Origin of the sequence: Bacillus cereus group sp. BfR-BA-01408, from assembly GCF_022663305.1 — a bacterium.
Lineage (GTDB): Bacteria > Bacillota > Bacilli > Bacillales > Bacillaceae_G > Bacillus_A > Bacillus_A pacificus.
In genome coordinates, this window is sequence record NZ_JAKUFF010000067.1 from 1 (window position 1) to 23,646 (window position 23,646).

Here is a 23,646-nt window from a genome sequence, read left to right on the forward strand (position 1 = left end):
AGGATATTGAATATGTGACAGACCGTTTAGGACACGACCGCCGTTATGCGATTGATGCAGAGAAAATGAAGAATGAATTTGATTGGGAACCGAAGTATACGTTTGAGCAAGGGTTACAAGAAACGGTGCAATGGTATGAGAAGAATGAGGAATGGTGGAAACCATTAAAAAAGTAAGGGGCATATAAATGAGAGAACGGATTATCATAACAGGAGCAAATGGTCAATTGGGAAAGCAACTACAAGAAGAGTTAAATCCTGAAGAATATGACATATATCCATTTGATAAAAAGTTACTAGATATAACAAATATATCCAAAGTGCAGCAAGTAGTACAAGAAATAAGGCCACATATCATTATTCATTGTGCAGCGTATACGAAGGTTGATCAAGCTGAGAAAGAACGAGATCTTGCTTATAGAATAAATGCAATAGGGGCTCGAAATGTAGCAGTTGCCTCACAATTAGTGGGAGCGAAGTTAGTTTATATTAGTACGGATTATGTATTTCAAGGTGATAGACCGGAAGGGTACGATGAATTTCATAATCCGGCGCCGATAAATATATACGGGGCTTCTAAATATGCGGGAGAGCAGTTCGTCAAAGAGTTACATAATAAATACTTTATCGTTCGTACATCGTGGTTATATGGTAAGTATGGAAATAATTTTGTGAAAACGATGATGCGATTAGGGAAAGAAAGAGAAGAAGTATCTGTTGTAGCGGATCAAATCGGTTCTCCTACGTATGTGGCGGATTTAAATGTAATGATTAATAAGCTCATTCATACTTCTGTATACGGTACGTATCACGTATCGAATAGAGGATCATGTTCTTGGTTTGAATTTGCAAAGAAAATATTTTCGTATGCAAATATGAAAGTGGATGTATTACCGGTTTCAACTGAAGAATTTGGAGCGGCGGCAGCGAGACCAAAATATTCTATTTTCCAACATAACATGCTACGATTAAATGGTTTTTTACAAATGCCTTCTTGGGAAGAAGGATTAGAGCGTTTTTTTATAGAAACAAAAAGTCATTAACATTTTAAGTTAATGACTTTTTTGTTTGCCTTTAAGAGGTTTTATGTTACTATAATTATAGTATCAGGTACTAATAACAAGTATAAGTATTTCTGGGAGGATATATCATGGAACTATTACAAGGGAAAACATTTGTTGTTATGGGCGTTGCGAACCAAAGAAGTATTGCATGGGGAATTGCTCGCTCTTTGCATAATGCAGGTGCAAAATTAATCTTCACATATGCAGGAGAACGTTTAGAGAGAAACGTTCGTGAATTAGCGGATACATTAGAAGGACAAGAATCACTTGTATTACCTTGTGATGTAACAAATGATGAAGAACTTACCGCTTGTTTTGAAACAATCAAGCAAGAAGTTGGTACAATTCACGGTGTAGCGCACTGTATTGCTTTTGCAAATCGTGACGACTTAAAAGGTGAATTTGTAGATACTTCTCGCGACGGATTTTTACTTGCACAAAATATTAGTGCATTCTCTTTAACAGCTGTAGCAAGAGAAGCGAAGAAAGTAATGACAGAAGGCGGAAATATTTTAACGTTAACATATCTTGGCGGCGAGCGCGTTGTGAAAAACTATAACGTTATGGGTGTTGCGAAAGCTTCATTAGAAGCGAGCGTGAAATATTTAGCGAACGATTTAGGTCAACATGGCATTCGCGTTAACGCTATTTCTGCAGGTCCAATTCGTACGTTATCTGCAAAAGGTGTAGGCGACTTTAACTCAATCTTAAGAGAAATTGAGGAGCGCGCACCACTTCGTCGTACAACAACTCCAGAAGAAGTTGGGGATACGGCAGTATTCTTATTCAGTGATTTAGCACGCGGCGTAACAGGAGAAAACATTCACGTTGATTCAGGGTATCATATCCTAGGATAATTATAATATTAAATGTTAAAGGACAATCTCTACATGTTGAGATTGTCCTTTTTATTTGTTCTTGGAAAGAACGATTTTTAACGAAAGTTCTTACCATGTGATGAATATAACTATAGTAGTACACGATTTATCCAGCTACGTATGGAAGTGGGAGGGACGAGTGTGAAGAATAAAAATAAAAGTTCAACAGTTGGAAAACCGTTGTTATATATTGCGCAAGTAAGTTTGGAACTTGCTGCACCGAAAATAAAAAGAATTATTTTAACAAACTTTGAAAATGAGGATCGAAAAGAGGAAAGTAATAGAAACGAAAATGTTGTAAGTAGTGCTGTGGAAGAGGTCATAGAACAAGAACAGGAACAACAAGAGGAGCAGCAAGTGGAAGGGAAAATAGAAGAAGAGGAACAAGTACAAGAACAGCAAGAGCCAGTGAGAACTGTTCCATATAATAAATCATTTAAGGATATGAATAACGAAGAGAGAATTCATTTTTTATTAAATCGCCCTCATTATATTCCGAAAGTAAGGTGCAGAATAAAAACAGCTACAGTTTCATATGTTGGATCAATCATATCGTATCGTAATGGAATTGTAGCGATTATGCCACCAAATAGCATGCGAGATATTAAGTTGTCTATAGATGATATACAATCAATTAGTATGGCTGGCTTTTAAATATGTAAAGGTGGTAGAAATCTTCTACCACCCCAATAGTTTTTTAGTTTACTTCACTTATTAGATAGAAACGTCGCGTAAGCACTGGATAGCACAGAAACAGCTTAAATCAACAGTAAGGCAAGTGTTAGTTGATACTAATCTTGCATTTGGTACAGCTAAAAACGTACAAATTGGATTATCACCAGGTGGTACAGGAGAACCGTCACCTAATACAACAGTTAATACACGTAGCACAGCACAGCTATCATCATCTACACTTTCCACACGGAAAATTGGAGATTGGCAGCTAACAAGGCTTGCAGATGGTGCAAATGCTTCAAATGCTGTTCCAGCTTTTGTGTATAAAATAAAAGGGCGTGTATTTGCTACTGAAGCACTATTGTGTGCCCCTAAAAATGGGATTTCACAACCAGATCCACACGTTGTTGTAGAACAATCTTGTAATTCATTGATGAATTTTACAACGTCAACTACACAATGAGAAGAGCCATGGTGTTTATTTTCGTTACAACTCATTAATGTCACTCCTTATCTTCTTGTTTGTATTTACATTAATAAGATATTGGAGTCGAGGAGATTTGGTCACAATCTCAAGACCTTTTTTTTTAAATAGGCGAAAGAAGATAAGGGAAGGTGGAATCATGCTGTTTACAAGTTGGCTTTTATTTTTTATTTTCGCGTTAGCGGCTTTTAGGCTCACCCGTTTAATTGTTTATGATAAAATTACAGCTTTTTTGCGAAGACCGTTTATTGACGAATTAGAGATTACAGAGCCGGATGGAAGTGTATCAACTTTTACAAAAGTAAAAGGTAAAGGATTAAGAAAGTGGATTGGCGAATTATTAAGCTGTTATTGGTGTACAGGTGTATGGGTTAGTGCTTTTTTATTAGTGTTATATAATTGGATCCCTATCGTTGCAGAACCGTTACTTGCGTTATTAGCTATTGCAGGAGCAGCAGCAATCATTGAAACGATTACAGGATATTTTATGGGAGAATAATATATTTTCATACTAAGAGAAAAAGCGGAGTTTAAAAGAATGAGGGAACGGAAATAAAGAGTTGTTCATATAGTAAATAGACAGAATTGACAGTAGAGGAGATGTTTGCTGTGAGCAATAATCCAAGGCAAAATTCATATGACCTGCAGCAATGGTATAACATACAGCAACAGCACTATGCACAACAACAGGCATATCAAGAACAATTGCAACAACAAGGATTTGTGAAGAAAAAAGGATGCAATTGTGGGAAAAAGAAGAATACAATAAAACACTATGAAGAATGAAACACTCATGCTACTGTGAGTGTTTTTTATTATACATATAAAAAGCGGTATTTCAATGAAGAAATACCGCTTTTTACTAACCAATTTGTGAAACTGTTAATGCTGCAGCACGGATGTCTACAGTTCCAATTAACTCAACTGGTACAATTTGAATTAAGTCACCAGGGTTTAAGTTAATAAGAATAACACCACTGGATACGTCTACTTCACCAGTACCAATAACGTTAGAACGAACCGCTGTACCTGATCCAGGAATAATGTTAGCCGGTGTACCTAATGATAAGAAGAAACGACCAGCTTCTGGTGCAGTAGGTACATTATCAAGACTAATTGTTAATGTATAACTGATTTGATAAATACCAGCTCGTAGAATTCGAATGCCATCTCCGACACTTACTGTATCATTTATTACAGGAACAGGAATATTTGGGTTTGGACTTACGCTAGGTAATAGTAGTGGTGTAAATAATGAAGCGAACTGAGGTGCAGACGCGTTGAAAGCAAAACCGAAGGCAGGTAGTGTACTAGCTGGTTTCGCCTCACAATCGATTTTTGTAAATTCGCAATCAGAAGAGAACATGTTTTTCACTCCTTTATCTGTTTCTACTTTCAGTTAATGAAAAGGACAGGTTCTATGTTCTAGACAAGTTCCCAATTTTAAGAAATTTACATAATAATACTCGTTAAGCATGGATTGGGTGGCAGATAATTCTGCCACCCAATCCATGCTTAACTCATTATTTAGTTTTAAATCGTAACATCACGTAAGCATTGAATAGCACAGAAGCAACTTAAATCAACAGTAAGACAAGTGTTGGTCGATATTAATCTTGCATTTGGTACAGCCAAGAACGTACAGATTGGATCGTCACCAGGTGGTACAGGAGAAGTATCACCTAATACTACAGTTAATACACGCAATACAGCGCAATCATCATCATCTATACTCTCGACACGGAAAATTGGAGATTGGCAGCTAGAAAGGCTTGCAGATGGCGCGAATGCTTCAAATGGTGTTCCGGCTTTTGTGTATAAAATAAAAGGACGTGTATTTGCTACTGATGCGCTATTATGTGCTCCTAGAAAGGGGACTTCACAACCAGATCCGCATGTTGTTGTTGCACATTCTTGTAGTTCATGTATAAAACGAACGACATTAGATACACAGTTGAAATCAAAATCATGTTGATGATCTTCGTTACAATTGCAGCTCATTATGTTCACTCCTTCTCGTGAGTTCTGACATACACTATTACAATATGAGTGGGATATGGCTGATATTACGTTAATTCTTATGATAAAAAGAGGGAATTTATATAGGAGGGATGTACATATTGCAATATAAAAAAAGACATCCTTATTTCGTGGATGTCTTTTCAGGTAAATCTTTTCGAACAGTATACAAAAAGCGAGATATATCTAATTTTTTTCCTCTAAAAAATTGCGGAGAGGAAATGTACAATTCTTCTTTCGCACGTGTAATTGCGACATAAAGTAGTCGGCGTTCTTCTTCTAAAGCTTCAGAAGTCTCTGTAACACGATCATTTGCATCTTTTAAAGAAGAAGTATGGGGCAGAATACCATCGCTCGCTCCGAGTAAAAAGACACATGGAAATTCAAGGCCTTTTGCGTTATGAATAGACATAAGTGAAACAGCATCTTTTTGCGGCATTGTTTTTAATGCTTCCATTTCTTTTTGCCCTTGAATGGCTTCATCAATAAATTGTAAATAAGCTGGAATGTCGGTGAAGCGATTTGCCGACTCCATTAATTCTTCTAACATTTCTTCTTGTATATCTTTGTGCATCGTAAAGGAAGAACGATCGTTACTTTGTAAGTACTCTAAATACTTTCCTTTACCATGAATAATTTCTTTTAATGCTTTTTTCGGTTCTAATTCTTTTATAAATTTAATAAAATCGATACGCTCATTTACCTTTTTCACTTGAAAAGGTTTTAAGCTCGGATTTAATAATAAGAAATGAAGAAGAGAAGGGAAACGGCCTTCACCATATTTCCATTGTTCACGTTCAATAAATGAAATACAATCATCACGCCCGATATACATCGTTGGTAATATGTTTGAAAGTGATTCTAATCGAAATGGTTCAATTACGAGTCGTAAATGATCCAATACAGGCTTAATTAAAGAATGTTCATAAAATGACTGACTCGCACCGTGCTTAATAAACGGGATTTTATGAATGGTAAGCTGATCAAGTAACGAACGGCTTACAGAATGTGTGCGATACAGCAAACAAAAATCTTTATAATTTCGTTCACCACTATCTACTTTTTCTTGAATGAGCTGCAAAATTTGATTTGCTTCATCAAGAGTCGTAGCCGGTCTTGCATAAAAAGGTTGTACACCTTCTTCACGAACAGAATATAGCTCTTTATCAAACCGTTCTTGATTTAGTTTGATAACTTCATTTCCAAGTCCGACAATAAAAGGATTGGATCGATAATTCGTATTAAGGGCGATAATCGTAGTGTTATCAAATTCTTTTGGGAAAGATAAAATAATTTGGTGACTTGCTCCTCGCCAACCGTATATAGCTTGATCGTCATCACCTGCGATAAATAAATTATTTCTTGGCGAAGCTAACAATTTTACAATTTCATATTGAGCATACGATGTATCTTGGAACTCATCTACTTCAATATAGTGGAAACGTTGTTGTAATTGGGTAAGCAAAGGAGCGTTATTTTCTAACATATAATATGTTTCTAATAAGATGTCATCGAAATCGATATAATTATATCGTTGTTTCACTTCTTCAAAACGCTCGTATACTTCTTTAAATTCTTGTTCAACGGGTGTTTTTGCTTTTACATCTTTCGGACGATTCAACTTGTTTTTCTCAAGTGAAATCATCGCGAGCATCGTTTCAGCATCATAATCGTCTTTTAAACGCAATTCTTTTAAAATTTTCTTTATCATAATTTGTTTATGTTTTTCGTTTGCTAAAATTTGCTGATTATATCCTTGACTACGAAGCAATTTTAAAAAGACAGAGTGGAACGTACCGGCAACAACGTAGTTACTTGCCGCATGATTCATACCCGGTAAATTCGCTACACGATTTCGGATTTCTTCAGCCGCTTTTTGTGTAAATGTAAGTAATAAAATATTTCTCGGATGAACTTGTTTTACATTTACTAAATAACCGACGCGAGTTGTTAAAACAGATGTTTTCCCGCTTCCGGCACCAGCTAATGTAAGAACAGGACCTTCTGTCGTTCGTACAGCCTCTAATTGTTTTTCGTTTAAAAATACATTTTGCTGTTCGAGAGCGCGGAAATACGCCGCATCTGCATCTTCTTCCATAATTAAATGGGTAGATGTTTTTGGAATATGATATGTTGCACGTGGAATATCAGCGTGCGTTAATGATTTTTGTGAAAATTTTTCTTGTGTCATATATTCACCTTCAAAACTATAGCATCAACATTTAACTTTAGCGGAAGAAAAAGAAAATAGCAATGTAAAAAACAGGAGGGGATACCTCCTGTTTTCAAATTACAATTCTTTTGTCATAACGATGTGAGGAATATTTGCTTCCATAAATACATCAGAATTCGTTACATATCCAAGTTTCTTATAGAAATCTTCAGCATGTGTTTGAGCATGCAGCTTCAATTTTGGTAGCGAGTTTTCCTTCGCATATGCTTCAAGTGCATCCATAACAATTTTTCCGATGCCTTTTTTCCGATGGGAAGCTAGTACGCAAATGCGTTCCATTTTTCCTATTCCATCAATGGTGCGAAAACGCCCAGCACCAACGGGAACATCATTATCATATATAACGACGTGTGTGGAAGTTTCTTCAAACTCATCATACTCTTCTTCGGCAGAAACTTGCTGTTCATTTACAAATACTTGCTTACGTACAGAGAATGCATCTCTTAGTTGTTCGTCCGTTTGTACGATCTGTGCATGCAAATTAGTTGTTCCCCTTTCCAAGGCGGAATGTTTCGTGTACAGTCCATGTTCCGTTTTCTAATTGATATAGAAGGTGGAAGCGATCAATTGGTTGTTCGTAATAGAAATCTTTCATACGTAATCGTCCTAGTACATCAGCGTGCTCTGCATCAGATAAGCCTTGTCCGATTGTTAAATGAGGTACGAAAGCGTATTCGCGTTCTTGTGTAAAGAACCCGCTGTGCATTTCCTCATTTAAGAAAGTAAGTTCAGGTGTTTTTTCTACTTTAAAATAAAGAACATTATTAACAGGTGCGAATGAACCAACTTTTCCAACGTGAAGGGTAAAAGGGTTCGTTTTACTTGCGATTGTATGTAACTCGTTTACAATCGATTCTAATTGTTCGTCTTGCGTCTCAAAGGGTGTTTTCAATGTAATATGTGGCGGAACTAATGCGTAGTGCGGATCATAACGTTTACGCAATCCGTTCGCTTTATCTTGAATCATTTTAGATGGAAAAATTACAATGCCTAATTTCATGTTCCAATTCCTCCCTTTGTAAGTCTAGTTAGATTTTGAGAAAATAACTCTCTTAATCTATTATATCAAATTATTCTGAATACTGCTCTCTATTATTTCATTGATAGCATATGAGAGAAAGCTTTCGGTAAATCAGTTTGCCAATATTTCCACGTATGATTACCTTCAAATTCCTCGTAATGTGTAATGAAATTTCTATCTGTCAGAAGCGTATTAAGCTCACGGTTCGGCCCTACGAAATCAGATACTTGTCCATCCGTGCGCTTTACAGCTGTTTCTTCTGTTCCAATGACGTGATAAAGTTCTAGCGCCTCCGGATTTTTGAATTCTTTCGCTAAATTCATCACTGTTTCATCCACAAATGGTGATTGCATAACAACTTTACCGAATGTATGCGGATACATAAGTGCGGTCATAAAGGAAACTGTTCCGCCAAGAGAATCACCAATTAGCACACGACCTTTTCCCATTTGGTACGTTGGATAATTTTCATCGATATATGGTGCAAGTTCATGAGCAAGGAAACGAATATACGCAGCGTTTTTTACTTCGTTTGGGAAATATTTTTCTTTACGATCGTGTACATTTTTATATGGAATACCGACAATAATTGTACGGTCAATTTCTTCAGTTTCACGAAGGCGCTCAATTACACGGTGCGCTTTACCAAGCTGAAAATAATCTCTTCCATCTTGTGCAATGACCACTGTATGTTTGTGCAGCGGTGTGTAATTTACCGGTAAGTAAACGAGAAGTGTAACATCTTCTTGAAGTGATGCACTATAAAATGAAATCTCTTCAATTCTCCCAATTGTTTGATTCATGTAGATCCCCCTAAATAAAAATTTACTGTAATGATTGTAAGAGCGACGCTTGTAGTGAAAAAGAAAGAAATATTCACTAATAGGTGCTTTCGTTTCTATTTTACCATAATGGTACGAAGAATCTAAAAAATTAGTATTTAAGTTAGGGAAGAAAACGGATATAATGAAGTGGGATTTTTGACAGGTGAGAGGGGAGACGGAATTTGAAACAAGAAAGGTCAATCGCGCTACCATTAGCTATTTCCATTATAGCCATTTCATTCGCAGCAGTTTTTGTAAAGATGTCCTCGGCACCATCTTCCATATTAAGTATGTATCGATTATGGATTATCGTACTTCTTATGCTGCCTATTGTTTGGAAAAAACGGGAAGAGTTTAGTAAGATTCAAATAAAAGATTGGGGATTTTTAATCGGATCTGGTTTCTTTTTAGCACTTCATTTTCTTTTATGGTTTGAATCTTTAAAGCATACAACAGTTGCGAGTTCGACGATTATTTTAGCGCTTCAACCAATCGTATCTTTAGTTGGAGGTTTTTTCTTATTTAAAGAAAGAACAACATACTCAGCCATTGCGACAATGGGAATTGCGATACTAGGTGTAGTGTGTATTGGTTGGGGAGATTTAGGACTAAGTGAACAAGCAATTTATGGAGATATATTATCCTTTTTAAGTGTAATAGCAGTTGTCGGTTATTTATTTATCGGCCAAACGACAGTAAAGAAAGTATCACACTGGATTTACAGCTTTACTGTTTTTGCATTCGCAGGTATTTTTATGGGGATTTATAATATAGTGTTGCAAGTTCCTTTTACAGGTTATACAAAGTGGGATTGGACCATTTTTCTTTTACTTGCGGTCGTGCCGACAGTGTCACACGTCATTAATAACTGGTTATTAAACTACGTAAATGCAACAACAATTTCGATGAGTATTTTAGGGGAACCAGTTGGAGCATCTATACTAGCGTTCTTCTTACTTGGGGAAAGATTAAATGCTATGCAAATGATCGGTAGCATACTCGTATTGTTTGGTGTATCTGTTTTCTTATTGCAGCAACAAAAAAGAACAGCAAAAAATGTCGTAAACGAGCCTGTTGTTTATACACAGGAATTATAATGTTAGAGGGGAAAAGAGAAGTTGTAATACTTCTCTTTTTGTTTTACAGAAATATAGGGGAGGAAGGGGGAGGGAAATGGAAGAAATATTAAAGAAGTATATGCAGAACCTTACAACACTAAGTGAAGAAGAGCAGCACATGATTCTCAGTGAATTACAAATTGGAGAATATAAAAAAGGAACAGTGCTCTTAAGGCAAGGAGATGTCCCTTCGAAATGTTATTTTGTATTACAGGGATGTATTAGGCAACATTGTATAGATGAAACAGGGAAAGAGGTTACATCAAATTTCTATACAGAAGAACAAGCAATCGTAAATTTTAATCACCATAAACAAGATAAAGCATCCCCGCATACGTTAACGTGTTTAGAAGATTGTCTAGTTGTAGTTGGCGACCTGCACAGTGAAAAGGACATGTATAAGAAATATTCACAATTAGAAGAAATGACACGCCAAATGATTGAATACAATTTCGGTGAGGTACAAGAAGAACTTTCATTATTTATTGCATCGACACCAGAAGAGCGTTACAAATCATTATTACAAAAACGACCGCATTTAATCAATCGTGTTCCTCAATATCAATTGGCAAGTTATCTAGGTATTACGCCAGAATCATTAAGCAGAATTAAGAAACGACTCAAACAGTAGTGTTTTTTCCACCTTTAATCAATAGCCATATACTAAATCCGAGTTCACCTGCGATCATCGGTAGTTGAAAGACAACATTAAGAATGGAAATCATCGCATCATATTGTGAAAACATTGTATTCATGACGTGAATTACGATATAACCGATAGAAGCCAAGAATAGTAGTATACTAATACATTTCGGTATATGTTTACATAGAAAAGCTACATAACCTAAAACGAAAAGATGTAAGCCGAAAATGATTAACCCTACAGACCAAATGTATTCGAATGCACTGAGAGACAACATCACATATGTTTCTGGATTCGCAATCATACTTTTTGAAAGTAGCAATGCCAATATTAAATTGAATATGGCAATTCCAAGTATTGCTGTATACATAAGACGAAGCAAGGCAGCTAGTAATGAGAGGCTAGTATGAATTGGTTTTAGAAAGAAATAAAGAGCCCACGCGGCGACAATATCAGTAATGAAAATGATAATCCAACCAAAGATTTCCGCTTTGAAAAGTGAATTTGAAGTTTGGATATTATGGAATGTCACGCTCGCGTTTTCTTGTACAACGAGATTTCCATGAACAAAACCGTAAGAAAAAAATGCAATGAATGCCATAACAAGAAGAGAAGAGCCAGCAAGTAATGCATACTTTCGTTCAGTCATAATACGTCCTCCTATCCTAATGGTGTTTTCATTGTAATAGAGAAGAAGAGGAGGTTCATTGACTTAAATCAAGAGAGGAGAAGTTTAGTGGAATTTCCATCAAAAAAAGATGCATGGCTATATCCGATTTTTTTCGTTGTCATTGGAGCGTGTTTTGCTCCAATATTTGCAGGAAGAGAATATTTTCTTTTGTTTTTCACAATCCCATTAGTTATCTTATTGATGTGGAGTTGGTTTTCAACAAAATATATTGTTGGAGAAGAAACAATTACTATTAGATCAGGTTTCGTGAAAAAGCGCATATTTATACGAGATATAAAACAAATTTCAAATACGAAAAATCCAGTAGCAGCCTACGCCTTATCGTTTGATCGACTTGAAATTGTTTACGGCACACATCAAACAGAAATTATTTCTCCTAAAGATAAAGAGCAATTTATCAATCTTGTTACAAGTAAAAATCCACACATTGAAATAAAGTAAAAGAGTGGCTTCATAGCCACTCTTTTACTTTGGGTTTGTCATATAAGGTTGTACATGAATGATACATAGGTCCCTGAACTTTCCTTCAGTAGTTGTAACAATTACGACTGCTCTACCTGCACTTTTTCCGGTAATCGTTACCGTATCACCTTTTGGATACAGTGTGATAACATCAGCATTCATATTGGTCCAAATAAGTTCTTGATTCGTTGCATGCACTGGCAAAACAGAAGCTGATAACTCAGTGCTTTGTCCCGTTCTTACTTTTAACTTATTTTTTTCCATATGAACACCAATGACTGAAATAACAGAAGGAGCAATTGAAATTTTGGGTGGATTAGGTTGTATGTTTAAACAAGACGTAGAAGTATTTGTGATAGGTGAAAATTTTCGTGTTTGTTGTTGCTGGAAAGCTGCTAACATGTTGGAGTCCCCTTTCTGTATAAGTGCTGATAGTACTACTATAAAGGAGTAGTGTTACGTTTAATTTAATGAAACATAAAGAAATTGTTAAATTCGAGCAGAAGATTGTCGAACTTTGAGAAAAAAGAAAACTCTGCTGATACGATAACAGCAGAGCTTTTCCTTTATAGATTATGACTATGTTGCTTTTCAAAAGTCTCAAAGTGCTCTTCAACTTCTTTTGAAGATTGTGTTAGTAAACTAACAATTACGATTACTAGTAAACTAATAGTAAAACCAGGAATCATTTCATATAAGAATTCTTTTAAGAATTTGAATTGCGTCCAAATAATTACTGTAGCGGCACCAGAAATCATACCAGCAAGTGCGCCCCACTTCGTCATACGTTTCCAATATAAGCTTAATAAAATAGCAGGTCCGAATGAAGAGCCAAATCCAGCCCAAGCGTATCCAACAAGAGCTAAAATCGTATCATTTTGTTTAAACGCTAATGCACACCCAACTAATGCAATAACAAGAACAGCCATACGGCCGACAAATACAAGCTCTTTATCAGAAGCAGAACGTTTAAAGAAAGTACGATATAAGTCTTCCGTTACAGCACTAGAAGTAACGAGTAACTGAGATGAGATTGTACTCATAATTGCTGCTAAAATAGCGGCTAATAAAAATCCAGTAATCAGTGGGTGGAATAAAATTTTTCCAAGTTCAAGGAAAATTGTCTCTGGATTGGATAGTGTTAATCCTTTGTCTGAGTAGTACGCAATACCGATAAGACCAGTAAACATAGCTCCGACAACAGAGAAAATCATCCAGCTCATACCAATTCGTCGCGCACTTTTAATCTCTTTTACAGAAGAAATTGCCATAAAGCGTACGATAATATGAGGTTGTCCAACATAACCAAGGCCCCATGCGAATAATGAAATAATACCTAATACAGAAGTACCTTTAAAAATATCTAATAATGTTGGATCAATTGATTTAATTGTGCTAAATGCTGGACCAAGTCCATTTACATTCATAATTGTAACAGTAGGAACAAGAATAAGAGCAATTACCATAATGATTCCTTGCACGAAGTCTGTCCAACTTACTGCTAAGAAACCACCAAATAATGTGTAAGCAACAACAACGCCAGCTACAATGAATAATCCAACGTGGTAGTTCATACCAAATGAATTTTCAAATAATACAGCACCTGAAACGAGTCCTGAAGCTACATAAAAAGTAAAGAAAATCATAATAACAAGTCCAGATACTAAGCGTAGCATGTGAGATTTGTCGTGGAAACGGTGTTCCAAAAATTCTGGGATAGTAATAGAGTTGTTTGCAATTTCAGAGTAGGTACGTAAGCGAGGAGCGACATATAGCCAGTTTGCGTATGCGCCTAGTGTCAGGCCGATCGCAATCCAACTACTACTTAATCCAACGCTAAACATTGCACCGGGTAAGCCCATTAAAAGCCACCCACTCATATCGGATGCTCCAGCACTTAATGCTGTTACTGCGGGGCCTAGTGTACGCCCGCCAAGCATATAATCTGTTAAGTTGGACGTTCGTTTATAGGCGAAATAGCCAATGACTAACATCCCGAGCATGTAAATAGAGATTGAAGTTAAAGTTAACATCTGCGTACTCATGAAGTTCCCCTTCCTTTTGTCATGTCTTTTGATGCGTTATGCATATTTATAATCTATCATGATTATTCTGAAAAATCCATACAGAAATATGAATTTTCAGAAATGTAAGCGTTTTTCGATGTCATTTTACTTTTTTAATATATAATATTCATACAAAAAACCTTATTTTTAATAGAGTATTTATTATATTTACATAAAAAGAGGTTGTTTTGTCAATATAATATTGAAAGGAAAGAAAAATAAAATTTTTAAAAAAGTATTGACTTGTGAAAAAAGTCAGGTCTATAATGAGTGCAACTTAAAAAAATGCAAGCTTTGATGAAGAAGAGTACACATGATGAACATGTCAGAGAGCTGATGGTTGGTGCGAATCAGTATGGAATTGATGTGGAATGGGCTTCGGAGCTTCCAAACCGAAACGAAAGAAGTAGGCTTTGGCGACATGATCTCATCGATACAAGAGACACGTATTGTTTTTGATACGGTAAAGTGCGTTACATTCGTAACGAATTAAGGTGGCACCACGGGAGTACCCGTCCTTTCTATAGGATGAGTACTCCCTTTTTGTGTATAAAAAATTAAATAAATGAAATCGTTTAAGTAAGAAGAGTACGTATATTGGAGACGTTACAGAGAGCCGGGAATAGGTGGGAGCCTGGTGCGGTACCATATACGGAATGGGCTTACGAGAGGTATGCTGAACAATTATTTTCAGTAGGCAACCCGGGTTCCGCCGTTACAAGGATAAGGTATAAATTTTGTACCTGAATAAAGCGGGATGCTTTTGCGTCCAACATGAGGTGGTACCACGGTAAATTTATCGTCCTCTACATATTTTCGATATGTAGGGGACTTTTTTATTTTTCAGATTGAGGTGAAAGGCATGATGACAAAAGAGAAATTTATGAAGCAAAAAGAACAAGGAAGAACATTTTTAGTAATTGCTGAAGAAGAAGGAGATAGCATTACGCCAATTTCTTTATATAGACGTATGAAGGGAAAGAAAAAGTTTTTATTAGAAAGTTCACAGCTTCATCAAGATAAAGGACGCTATTCCTACTTAGGGTGTAATCCGTATGGGGAAGTGAAAAGTATCGGTACGGAAGTGGAACGAACGATTTTCGGTCAAACAGAAAAGTTACAAGGTAACGTACTACAAGTGTTAGAAGAAGTGATTGCGTCAGCTCAAGTAGACAGTCCATTTCCGTTTTGCGGAGGAGCAGTTGGTTATATTGGCTATGACGTTATTCGGCAATATGAAAACATTGGAGCAAATTTACACGATCCATTGAATATTCCAGAGGTACACCTTTTACTGTACCGTGAGTTTATCGTGTATGACCACTTACGCCAAAAGTTGTCGTTTGTATATGTATGCAGGGAAGATGATGCAGCAGATTATGAAGAAGTATACGAAAGGCTGCGAGTATACAAAGAGGAAGTGCTACAGGGAGAAGAAGCGGAAGTAACTGAAATAAGATCAACATTATCATTCACTTCTTCTATAACGGAAAAAGAATTTTGCGTAATGGTAGAAACGGCGAAAGAACATATTCGAGCCGGGGACATATTCCAAGTCGTATTATCACAGCGTTTGCAAAGTGAATGTATTGGTGATCCATTCGCGTTATACCGAAAACTACGAATTGCCAATCCATCACCATATATGTTTTATATCGATTTTCAAGATTATGTTGTACTCGGTTCTTCGCCAGAAAGTTTGCTATCGGTAAGAGAGGATAAAGTGATGACAAATCCAATTGCTGGTACGAGGCCGAGAGGGAAGACAAAGCAGGAAGATACGGAAATTGAAAAAGAGCTGTTAGAAAATGAGAAAGAGCGAGCAGAGCATATGATGCTTGTAGATCTTGGGCGAAATGATATTGGTAGAGTGAGTGAAATCGGCTCAGTTACGATAGATAAATATATGAAAGTAGAAAAATATTCTCACGTTATGCACATTGTATCTGAAGTTTACGGAACATTGCGAAAACAAATGAGCGGATTTGATGCATTCGCGTATTGCTTACCGGCGGGTACGGTATCAGGTGCTCCGAAAATTAGAGCGATGGAAATTATAAATGAGCTAGAGAATGAAAAAAGAAATATATACGCAGGTGCGGTTGGATACGTTAGTTTTTCAGGGAATCTTGATATGGCGCTCGCCATTCGAACGATGGTCGTGAAAGATGAGAAAGCATACGTTCAGGCAGGAGCGGGGATCGTCTACGATTCAGACCCAGTTGCTGAATATGAAGAAACGTTAAATAAAGCGAGAGCGCTTTTGGAGGTAATGAAATGATTGTACTGATTGATAATTACGATTCATTCACATATAACTTGTATCAACTGTTAGGTGAATACGAAGAAGATATTGTTGTCGTAAGAAATAATCAAATAACGATAGAACAATTAGAAGAAATGAAGCCGAAAGGAATTGTACTTTCACCAGGACCAGGAAAACCAGAGGATGCTGGAATTTGTATGAAAGTGATTCGTCATTTTTATAAGAACGTTCCCATATTAGGGATTTGTCTTGGCCACCAAGCGATTATAGCTGCATTTGGAGGAGACATTGTAAGAGCAGAACGTATTAAACACGGAAAAACATCGCGTGTGAAACATAACGGAACGTCAATCTTTTCATACGCTACACAGCCGCTAACGGCAATGCGCTATCATTCCCTTGTTGCAGAGCAAACGAGCTTGCCAGAGTGTTTTGACATATTAGCGACAGCGATGGACGACGGAGAAATAATGGCAGTCCGTCACAATTATTATCCGCTCTTTGGATTACAGTTTCATCCGGAATCAATTGCAACAGAAGAAGGCGGAAAGTTAATCCGTGCCTTTTTAACAGAGGTAAAAGAGGAGGAAAGGGTATGAATAACTATCTTCGTAAATTAGTGGAGGGTCAACATTTAACAGAAGAGGAAATGTATAAAGCAGGGCTTCTTTTATTAAATGAAAACATATTGGAAAGTGAAATTGCAGCTTTCTTAGTCTTACTGAAAGCGAAAGGTGAAACTGCAGAAGAAATATACGGTCTCGTCCGAGCTCTTCGTGAAAAGGCATTACCGTTTTCAAATTATATACAAGGAGCGATGGACAACTGCGGGACAGGTGGTGACGGTGCCCAAACGTTTAATATTAGTACAACATCGGCATTTGTACTGGCAGGAGCTGGTGTAAAGGTTGCAAAACATGGTAACCGTGCTGTTTCTAGTAAAACAGGAAGTGCAGATTTATTAGAAGAACTCGGTGTAAATATTAGCAGTACGCCAAACGAAATTGATTATTTATTAGAGCATGTCGGAATCGCATTTTTATTCGCACCAGCGATGCACCCAGCATTAAGACGCATTATGAAAATAAGAAAAGAATTAAACGTGCCGACAATCTTTAACTTAATTGGCCCTTTAACAAATCCGGTGAATTTAGAAACACAATTTGTCGGCATTTATAAAAGAGATATGTTACTACCAGTTGCGCAAGTATTACAAAAGTTAGGCCGGAAACAAGCGCTTGTCGTAAACGGAAGTGGTTTTTTAGATGAAGCGTCATTACAAGGGGAAAATCACGTAGTCCTTTTAAAAGATAATGAAATAGTAGAAATGAGTATTGATCCAGAAAAGTATGGTTTTTCAAGAGTGAAAAATGAAGAAATTAGAGGGGGGAATTCAAAAGAAAATGCAAAGATTACGCTCGGCGTATTGAGCGGAGAAAAGAGTGTTTATCGCGATACAGTTTTATTCAATGCAGGTTTAGCTCTTTTCGCAAATGGAAAAACGGAAACGATTGAAGAAGGAATTAAACTCGCGGCATATAGCATTGACTCTGGAAAAGCATTAGCGAAACTAAATTTATTAATTGCAGCAAGTAACGAAAAATTAGAAAGGGTGAATTAAAATGGGGACGATTTTAGATGAAATTGTAGAACAGAAGAAAAAGGAAGTTGCGGCATTATATGAAACATATACACCAATAAAAGAAAGTAGAAAGACACATTCACTCGTAGAATCATTACATCAGTTTACTGTTATTGCAGAAGTAAAGCGAGCATCACCATCAAAAGGAGATATCAATTTACACGTTGATGTACGAAAACAAGTGAAAACATATGAAGAATGCGGCGCAGGAGCAGTTTCTGTTTTAACAGACGGTCAATTTTTTAAAGGATCTTTTTATGATTTACAAACAGCACGAGAAGAAAGTAACATTCCGCTTTTATGTAAAGATTTCATAATTGATAAGATTCAAATTGATAGAGCATATGAAGCTGGCGCAGATATTATTTTATTAATTGTAGCAGCGTTACCGAAAGAGAAGTTAAAAGAGCTGTATAGCTACGTACTAGAAAAAGGGTTAGAAGCAATTGTTGAAATTCATGATGAAGAGGAATTAGAAATTGCAATCGAATTAAATCCGCACGTTATCGGTATTAACAACCGTAATTTAAAAACATTCGAAGTCGATTTAGGCCAAACAGAAAAGCTTGGAAAACGATTAAATGAGGAGAAATTACTTTGGATTAGTGAGAGCGGAATTCATTCAAAAGAAGATATGATCCGCGTCAAGCGAGCTGGAGCAAAAGGTGTATTAGTTGGGGAAGCACTTATGACATCATCTTCTATTCGCACCTTTTTTGAAGATTGTAAGGTGAATATATGAAAGTGAAAATTTGCGGTATCACTGATATGGAAACAGCAAAACGTGCTTGCGAATACGGAGCAGATGCACTCGGATTTGTTTTTGCAGAAAGTAAGCGAAAAATTACTCCAGGGCTAGCGAAAGAAATCATTCAGGAGCTTCCAGCCAACGTGTTAAAAATCGGTGTTTTCGTAAATGAATCAGTAGAAATGATCCAGAAAATTGCAGATGAATGCGGGTTAACGCATGTACAACTACATGGGGATGAAGACAATTATCAAATTAGAAGATTGAATATTCCGTCTATAAAGTCACTAGGAGTAACTTCAGAGAGTGATATGAAAAACGCTCAAGAGTATGAAACAGATTATATATTATTTGATAGCCCGAAAGAAAAGTTTCATGGAGGAAATGGAAAGACATTTTCTTGGGAGTTACTTGCGCATATGCCAAAAGAATTACGAGAGAAAACGATATTAGCTGGTGGATTAAACGCTCTTAATATAGAAGAAGCAATTCGAACTGTTCGGCCATATATGGTCGATGTGAGCAGCGGAGTAGAGACAGAAGGAAAGAAAGATGTAGAGAAAATAAAACAATTTATTATAAAAGCGAAGGAGTGTTCCGAATGAACTACGCATATCCAGATGAAAAAGGACATTACGGTATATACGGAGGACGATACGTTCCAGAAACGTTAATGCAATCTGTACTAGAACTAGAAGAAGCATATAAAGAAGCGATGCAAGATGAAGCATTTCAAAAGGAATTAAATCATTATTTAAAAACGTACGTCGGAAGAGAAACACCGCTATATTATGCTGAAAATATGACGAAGTATTGCGGTGGTGCAAAGATTTATTTAAAACGTGAAGATTTGAACCATACAGGAGCTCACAAAATTAATAATACAATCGGTCAGGCACTACTTGCAGTACGAATGGGCAAGAAAAAAGTTGTCGCTGAAACAGGAGCTGGGCAACACGGAGTGGCAACAGCTACTGTATGTGCTCTACTCGGATTAGAATGCGTCATCTTTATGGGAGAAGAAGATGTGAGACGTCAAAAATTAAATGTGTTCCGAATGGAATTGCTCGGAGCGAAAGTGGAAAGTGTAGCGGCAGGTAGCGGCACATTAAAAGATGCGGTGAACGAGGCGCTTCGCTACTGGGTTTCACACGTGCATGATACACATTACATTATGGGATCTGTTCTCGGACCGCATCCATTCCCGCAAATTGTTCGTGATTTCCAAAGTGTAATTGGGAAAGAAACAAAAAAACAATATGAAGCGTTAGAAGGGAAGTTACCAGAAGCTGTCGTTGCTTGTATTGGAGGCGGTAGTAATGCGATGGGCATGTTTTATCCGTTCGTGCACGATGAAGAAGTTGCTCTTTACGGCGTAGAAGCAGCTGGAAAAGGCGTTCATACAGAAAGGCATGCAGCTACTTTAACGAAAGGAAGCGTTGGCGTTCTCCACGGATCAATGATGTACCTTCTGCAAAATGAAGAAGGACAAATTCAAGAAGCTCACTCTATTTCAGCTGGACTTGATTACCCGGGGGTTGGTCCAGAACATAGTTTACTAAAAGATATTGGCCGCGTTTCTTATCATTCCATTACAGATGATGAAGCGTTAGAAGCATTTCAATTATTAACGAAAAAAGAAGGAATTATCCCGGCGTTAGAAAGCTCGCATGCTGTCGCATATGCATTAAAATTAGCGGCGCAAATGAAGAAAGACGAAGGGCTTGTCATTTGTTTATCTGGCCGTGGTGATAAAGATGTAGAGAGTATAAAACGTTATATGGAAGAGGTGTAAAAGATGGGAGTAGAAAAAATTAAAGCAGCATTTGAAAATGGTAAGAAAGCATTTATTCCGTACGTAATGGGCGGAGATGGTGGCCTTGAAAAGTTAAAAGAAAGAATTCGTTTTCTAGATGAAGCAGGAGCAAGCATCGTTGAAATTGGTATCCCGTTTTCAGATCCAGTTGCAGATGGCCCAACAATTCAAAGAGCAGGAAAACGAGCACTAGATAGCGGTGTAACAGTAAAAGGCATTTTTCAAGCATTAATAGAGGTAAGGAAAGAAGTACAAATTCCGTTTGTACTTATGACATATTTAAATCCAGTACTTGCATTCGGAAAAGAACAATTCATCGAAAATTGTATAGAAGCAGGGGTAGACGGTATTATTGTTCCAGATTTACCGTATGAAGAACAAGACATTATTGTACGGCTTCTCCGAAATGAAAATATCGCTTTAATCCCACTCGTTACCGTTACGAGCCCAATTGAGCGAATCGAGAAAATTACGAGTGAATCAGAAGGATTTGTTTACGCTGTTACAGTAGTGGGCGTAACGGGAGTACGTCAAAATTTTAAAGATGAGATTCATAGTTATTTAGAAAAAGTAAAATCACATACGCATTTACCGGTAGTGGCAGGGTTCGGTATTTCAACAAAGGAACATGTAGAAGAGATGATTACAATATGTGACGGCGTTGTCGTTGGAAGTAAAGTGATTGAGCTGTTAGAAAATGAAAAACGAGAAGAAATATGTGAATTAATACAGGCAACAAAACAAAAAGAAGAGGCATAAGTCTCTTCTTTTTGTTTTACGAAATAAATGTTAAAATATACAGAAAATACATATAATTTAGAGGGTGAGAAAGCATGCTAAGACGGAAACTACTATATCTTCTTTTAACTGTACCACTATACGCTTGGCTCATTAGCATGACGCAAATAGAGTTGATGGCTCTATTTTTAGGATATGTATTCATCTTTTCCAACTTAAATCGTATTCAAGAGCAATCTATTTTAGAAATATGTATATTTTCGATTAGTATAGAACTATTTAGTATCGTTTCGATTGTATTATTAAATGAAGTATTCCGATGGATCTATTCATTTGAATTCATGAAATCTGGAAATGTTGTATTGCAAGTCATATGTGCTTATATTGTGTTTGTTCTGTTAGACAAAATGGTCGGACAGCAGACGGTTTTTCAGGATAAAAGAAAATGGGGGTGAATGAAAAAGGTGCCGTTTGGCTCCTTTTTTAAATCTGTTGCAAAAACAATTGAAATTTATGGTATCTGTTATATAATAGTTAAAAATTGTATTTTTAATGAAAAGAGATGATAACATGGCCATATTGTTGGCACTTATCCCAATTATGATGATTTTCATTTGTTTATTTTTATTTAAACAAACGTCATTAAGGTCCTCGTTAATTTCTTATGCGGTGTCTGTTGGAATCGTTTTACTCTCGCCAACGTTTCAACTAGGGATAAGTAAAACTGTGCACGCAACGATTAAAGGTTCGTTAATTTGTTTTATTGTCGGATACGTTTTATTTTTCGGTATTTTTTTATTTCACCTCATGAACAAAATGGGGTACATCGATCAAGTAGCACGTTTTCTAGAAGAAGTGACACAAGATCGTTTATTACAAATGCTTCTTATGTGTTTTGGTATTTGCCCACTAATTGAATCAGTAAGTGGATTTGGAATTGGCTTTATGGTTGCAGCACCTATTTTTCTTTCCTTAGGCTATAAACCGTTTCAAGCTGTACTGCTCTCGTTTATCGGCTTACTAGCTAGTTCATGGGGGGCAATGGCAACTGGTACAATTATCGGTTCGCAACTTATCAATATGCCTCTTACAACACTCGGTACAAATACAGCGCTATTAAGTATCCCGATGTTTGCTTATTTTGTCATTCTTTCTTTACATGTTGTTGGTGGCTGGCAGGCGGTTATTGAAAAGTGGAAGGAAGGAATCGGCTTCTTTCTATTATTTTCTCTCGGAATCTATCTTTCTAACGCATACGTAAGTGTTGAACTCGCAGGTATATTAAGTTCTATCGTTACCATTACATTTGGCTTTCTTATCATTAAATTAAAAGGAAAAAGTGAGCAAAATCTAATGTCAGAACATGCTGCGGCAACAGAAAGAGAAGTATCTATTATAAAAATTATTAGCCCTTATATATTCTTAACCGTTTGTATTTTACTTTCTCGTCTCGTACCAGCATTGCATGATGTATTCAGATCATATGCCGTCCTTGATCTAAAATCATTCTCTTACAAATTAGAAATGCTGTATTCACCAGGATTTTGGCTCGGTATGACTTGTTTATTTACAATCATTTTCTTCCGAATTCCATCAAATATTATTAAACAATCACTCTCGCAAACGATAAAACAATGGATTCCCTTTGCGATTACGACGACAATGTTTATCGCCATTTCAGAACTAATGGGTGCATCTGGCATGCATTCATTACTTGCAAAAACGGCTGGTGAAACATTTGGAACCTTTTTCGTTTTCGTTGCTCCGTTCATCGGCGGAATCGGTGGCTTTTTAACAGGTAGTAATGCAGGATCAAATGCGATGTTTATAAAACTACAAATGCAAACGGCACAAAACGTAGCACTCCCGTGGCAATACGTCACAACATTGCAAAATACCGCATCATCAGTAGCGACAATTGCTTGCCCATCACGGATTACATTAGGTGCGTATTTATGTAACATTCCGTATCGTGAAAATGAACTATTAAAGAAGACGACGTTAATGATTTTTGGTGCGGTATTACTTATAGTAGTGGAAGTTATTTTCTGGTATATGTTGAGAAATTAAAAACCCTCCTAACATAGGAGGATTTTTTTTATAATTGGATAATGTTTTAAACATGAAAAGCTTCTACTAAGTCAACAACCCGCCACTTAACACCCTTACGGGTCGTTTGAAGTGGGGGCTTGCGTCTGTCGGAGTTCGACAGTGCTTCTACCCTCATAGAGAGCAACTACGCTTATTCCTACCCAGTAG

The 23,646-nt window shown here is 36.8% G+C and carries 28 protein-coding genes and 2 other annotated features; of the genes, 18 read left to right on the forward strand and 10 right to left on the reverse strand.

The window, feature by feature from the left end:
• The 4 genes from MR083_RS21250 to MR083_RS21265 form a co-directional block, all read left to right on the forward strand.
• A partial coding sequence (locus tag MR083_RS21250) for a GDP-mannose 4,6-dehydratase (RefSeq protein ID WP_242269818.1) occupies window positions 1–176 on the forward strand: 176 nt, incomplete at its 5' end.
• An 11-nt stretch (window positions 177–187) separates the two neighbouring features.
• The gene (gene rfbD, locus MR083_RS21255) at window positions 188–1,042 is read left to right on the forward strand and encodes a dTDP-4-dehydrorhamnose reductase (protein ID WP_016716883.1); all 855 of its coding nucleotides are present in this window, start codon (window positions 188–190) and stop codon (window positions 1,040–1,042) included.
• 107 nt (window positions 1,043–1,149) lie between these two features.
• Window positions 1,150–1,920, forward strand: a complete 771-nt coding sequence (fabI, locus tag MR083_RS21260; RefSeq protein WP_000421885.1) for an enoyl-ACP reductase FabI — start codon at window positions 1,150–1,152, stop codon at window positions 1,918–1,920.
• A gap of 141 nt (window positions 1,921–2,061) precedes the next feature.
• Complete coding sequence (locus MR083_RS21265) at window positions 2,062–2,595, forward strand: spore coat CotO family protein (RefSeq protein ID WP_074614861.1); 534 nt, start codon at window positions 2,062–2,064, stop codon at window positions 2,593–2,595.
• 60 nt (window positions 2,596–2,655) lie between these two features.
• Here the strand turns inward: MR083_RS21265 and exsY are convergent, their stop codons facing one another.
• Complete coding sequence (exsY, locus tag MR083_RS21270; RefSeq protein ID WP_001277726.1) at window positions 2,656–3,114, reverse strand: exosporium assembly protein ExsY; 459 nt, start codon at window positions 3,112–3,114, stop codon at window positions 2,656–2,658.
• A gap of 125 nt (window positions 3,115–3,239) precedes the next feature.
• On the opposite strand from exsY, the gene MR083_RS21275 reads away from it, so the two are divergent.
• Complete coding sequence (locus tag MR083_RS21275; protein WP_000899662.1) at window positions 3,240–3,599, forward strand: DUF1360 domain-containing protein; 360 nt, start codon at window positions 3,240–3,242, stop codon at window positions 3,597–3,599.
• A gap of 101 nt (window positions 3,600–3,700) precedes the next feature.
• The gene (locus tag MR083_RS21280; RefSeq protein WP_002194706.1) at window positions 3,701–3,886 is read left to right on the forward strand and encodes a hypothetical protein; all 186 of its coding nucleotides are present in this window, start codon (window positions 3,701–3,703) and stop codon (window positions 3,884–3,886) included.
• 76 nt (window positions 3,887–3,962) lie between these two features.
• Here the strand turns inward: MR083_RS21280 and exsF are convergent, their stop codons facing one another.
• The 6 genes from exsF to MR083_RS21310 form a co-directional block, all read right to left on the reverse strand.
• Window positions 3,963–4,466 carry an exosporium protein ExsF gene (gene exsF / locus MR083_RS21285; RefSeq protein ID WP_000492932.1) on the reverse strand — a complete coding sequence of 168 codons (504 nt, stop codon included), beginning with the start codon at window positions 4,464–4,466 and terminating at the stop codon, window positions 3,963–3,965.
• Between the two features lie 167 nt (window positions 4,467–4,633).
• Window positions 4,634–5,101 carry a spore coat protein CotY gene (gene cotY / locus MR083_RS21290; protein ID WP_001277715.1) on the reverse strand — a complete coding sequence of 156 codons (468 nt, stop codon included), beginning with the start codon at window positions 5,099–5,101 and terminating at the stop codon, window positions 4,634–4,636.
• A 142-nt stretch (window positions 5,102–5,243) separates the two neighbouring features.
• Window positions 5,244–7,310, reverse strand: a complete 2,067-nt coding sequence (locus tag MR083_RS21295; RefSeq protein ID WP_139869771.1) for an ATP-dependent helicase — start codon at window positions 7,308–7,310, stop codon at window positions 5,244–5,246.
• A 99-nt stretch (window positions 7,311–7,409) separates the two neighbouring features.
• Complete coding sequence (locus MR083_RS21300; RefSeq protein ID WP_139869770.1) at window positions 7,410–7,832, reverse strand: GNAT family N-acetyltransferase; 423 nt, start codon at window positions 7,830–7,832, stop codon at window positions 7,410–7,412.
• Between the two features lies 1 nt (window position 7,833).
• Entirely contained in the window at window positions 7,834–8,352 is a 519-nt protein-coding gene (locus MR083_RS21305) for a YjcG family protein (protein ID WP_000765878.1), read from the reverse strand.
• A gap of 92 nt (window positions 8,353–8,444) precedes the next feature.
• Window positions 8,445–9,176: an alpha/beta hydrolase gene (locus MR083_RS21310; protein ID WP_016716887.1), complete on the reverse strand. Its 732-nt coding sequence runs from the start codon at window positions 9,174–9,176 to the stop codon at window positions 8,445–8,447.
• Window positions 9,177–9,379: 203 nt separating this feature from the next.
• On the opposite strand from MR083_RS21310, the gene MR083_RS21315 reads away from it, so the two are divergent.
• Window positions 9,380–10,294 carry a DMT family transporter gene (locus MR083_RS21315; protein WP_242269813.1) on the forward strand — a complete coding sequence of 305 codons (915 nt, stop codon included), beginning with the start codon at window positions 9,380–9,382 and terminating at the stop codon, window positions 10,292–10,294.
• A gap of 76 nt (window positions 10,295–10,370) precedes the next feature.
• Entirely contained in the window at window positions 10,371–10,946 is a 576-nt protein-coding gene (locus tag MR083_RS21320; RefSeq protein WP_087951690.1) for a Crp/Fnr family transcriptional regulator, read from the forward strand.
• On the opposite strand, the gene MR083_RS21325 is transcribed toward MR083_RS21320, so the two are convergent.
• Window positions 10,936–11,607, reverse strand: coding sequence for a DUF4386 domain-containing protein (locus MR083_RS21325; RefSeq protein WP_139869768.1), 672 nt, complete (start codon window positions 11,605–11,607; stop codon window positions 10,936–10,938). The genes MR083_RS21320 and MR083_RS21325 overlap by 11 nt on opposite strands.
• A gap of 87 nt (window positions 11,608–11,694) precedes the next feature.
• Here MR083_RS21325 and MR083_RS21330 point away from each other — a divergent pair, with 87 nt between their 5' ends.
• Window positions 11,695–12,090 carry a PH domain-containing protein gene (locus MR083_RS21330; RefSeq protein WP_139869767.1) on the forward strand — a complete coding sequence of 132 codons (396 nt, stop codon included), beginning with the start codon at window positions 11,695–11,697 and terminating at the stop codon, window positions 12,088–12,090.
• A 24-nt stretch (window positions 12,091–12,114) separates the two neighbouring features.
• Here MR083_RS21330 and MR083_RS21335 read toward each other — a convergent pair whose 3' ends face one another.
• Window positions 12,115–12,513, reverse strand: coding sequence for an Ig-like domain-containing protein (locus MR083_RS21335; protein ID WP_139869766.1), 399 nt, complete (start codon window positions 12,511–12,513; stop codon window positions 12,115–12,117).
• 164 nt (window positions 12,514–12,677) lie between these two features.
• Window positions 12,678–14,156, reverse strand: a complete 1,479-nt coding sequence (putP, locus tag MR083_RS21340) for a sodium/proline symporter PutP (RefSeq protein ID WP_139869765.1) — start codon at window positions 14,154–14,156, stop codon at window positions 12,678–12,680.
• Between the two features lie 306 nt (window positions 14,157–14,462).
• Window positions 14,463–14,700 (forward strand) — a binding site (T-box leader).
• 42 nt (window positions 14,701–14,742) lie between these two features.
• Window positions 14,743–14,987: a binding site (T-box leader), on the forward strand.
• Window positions 14,988–15,039: 52 nt separating this feature from the next.
• Between putP and trpE the strand changes: the two genes are divergently transcribed.
• From trpE to MR083_RS21385, 9 genes are all read left to right on the forward strand, one after another.
• Window positions 15,040–16,458 (forward strand): anthranilate synthase component I, encoded by a 1,419-nt coding sequence (gene trpE / locus MR083_RS21345; RefSeq protein ID WP_242269814.1) that lies wholly within the window; start codon window positions 15,040–15,042, stop codon window positions 16,456–16,458.
• Window positions 16,455–17,042: an aminodeoxychorismate/anthranilate synthase component II gene (locus MR083_RS21350; RefSeq protein WP_139869763.1), complete on the forward strand. Its 588-nt coding sequence runs from the start codon at window positions 16,455–16,457 to the stop codon at window positions 17,040–17,042. Before trpE ends, MR083_RS21350 begins: the two co-directional genes overlap by 4 nt.
• Window positions 17,039–18,064 (forward strand): anthranilate phosphoribosyltransferase, encoded by a 1,026-nt coding sequence (trpD, locus tag MR083_RS21355; RefSeq protein ID WP_139869762.1) that lies wholly within the window; start codon window positions 17,039–17,041, stop codon window positions 18,062–18,064. The genes MR083_RS21350 and trpD overlap by 4 nt, the downstream gene beginning before the upstream one ends.
• Before the next feature lies 1 nt (window position 18,065).
• Window positions 18,066–18,827: an indole-3-glycerol phosphate synthase TrpC gene (gene trpC / locus MR083_RS21360; RefSeq protein ID WP_139869761.1), complete on the forward strand. Its 762-nt coding sequence runs from the start codon at window positions 18,066–18,068 to the stop codon at window positions 18,825–18,827.
• Window positions 18,824–19,438 (forward strand): N-(5'phosphoribosyl)anthranilate isomerase, encoded by a 615-nt coding sequence (trpF, locus tag MR083_RS21365; protein ID WP_242269815.1) that lies wholly within the window; start codon window positions 18,824–18,826, stop codon window positions 19,436–19,438. Before trpC ends, trpF begins: the two co-directional genes overlap by 4 nt.
• On the forward strand, window positions 19,435–20,628 hold the full coding sequence (trpB, locus tag MR083_RS21370) for a tryptophan synthase subunit beta (protein WP_139869759.1): 1,194 nt from the start codon (window positions 19,435–19,437) through the stop codon (window positions 20,626–20,628). Before trpF ends, trpB begins: the two co-directional genes overlap by 4 nt.
• Window positions 20,629–20,631: 3 nt before the next feature.
• Window positions 20,632–21,408, forward strand: a complete 777-nt coding sequence (trpA, locus tag MR083_RS21375) for a tryptophan synthase subunit alpha (protein WP_242269816.1) — start codon at window positions 20,632–20,634, stop codon at window positions 21,406–21,408.
• 74 nt (window positions 21,409–21,482) lie between these two features.
• Window positions 21,483–21,842 carry a DUF4029 domain-containing protein gene (locus MR083_RS21380; protein ID WP_139869757.1) on the forward strand — a complete coding sequence of 120 codons (360 nt, stop codon included), beginning with the start codon at window positions 21,483–21,485 and terminating at the stop codon, window positions 21,840–21,842.
• A 115-nt stretch (window positions 21,843–21,957) separates the two neighbouring features.
• Window positions 21,958–23,457 (forward strand): L-lactate permease, encoded by a 1,500-nt coding sequence (locus MR083_RS21385; protein WP_242269817.1) that lies wholly within the window; start codon window positions 21,958–21,960, stop codon window positions 23,455–23,457.
• The last annotated feature ends 189 nt before the right edge of the window (window positions 23,458–23,646 follow it).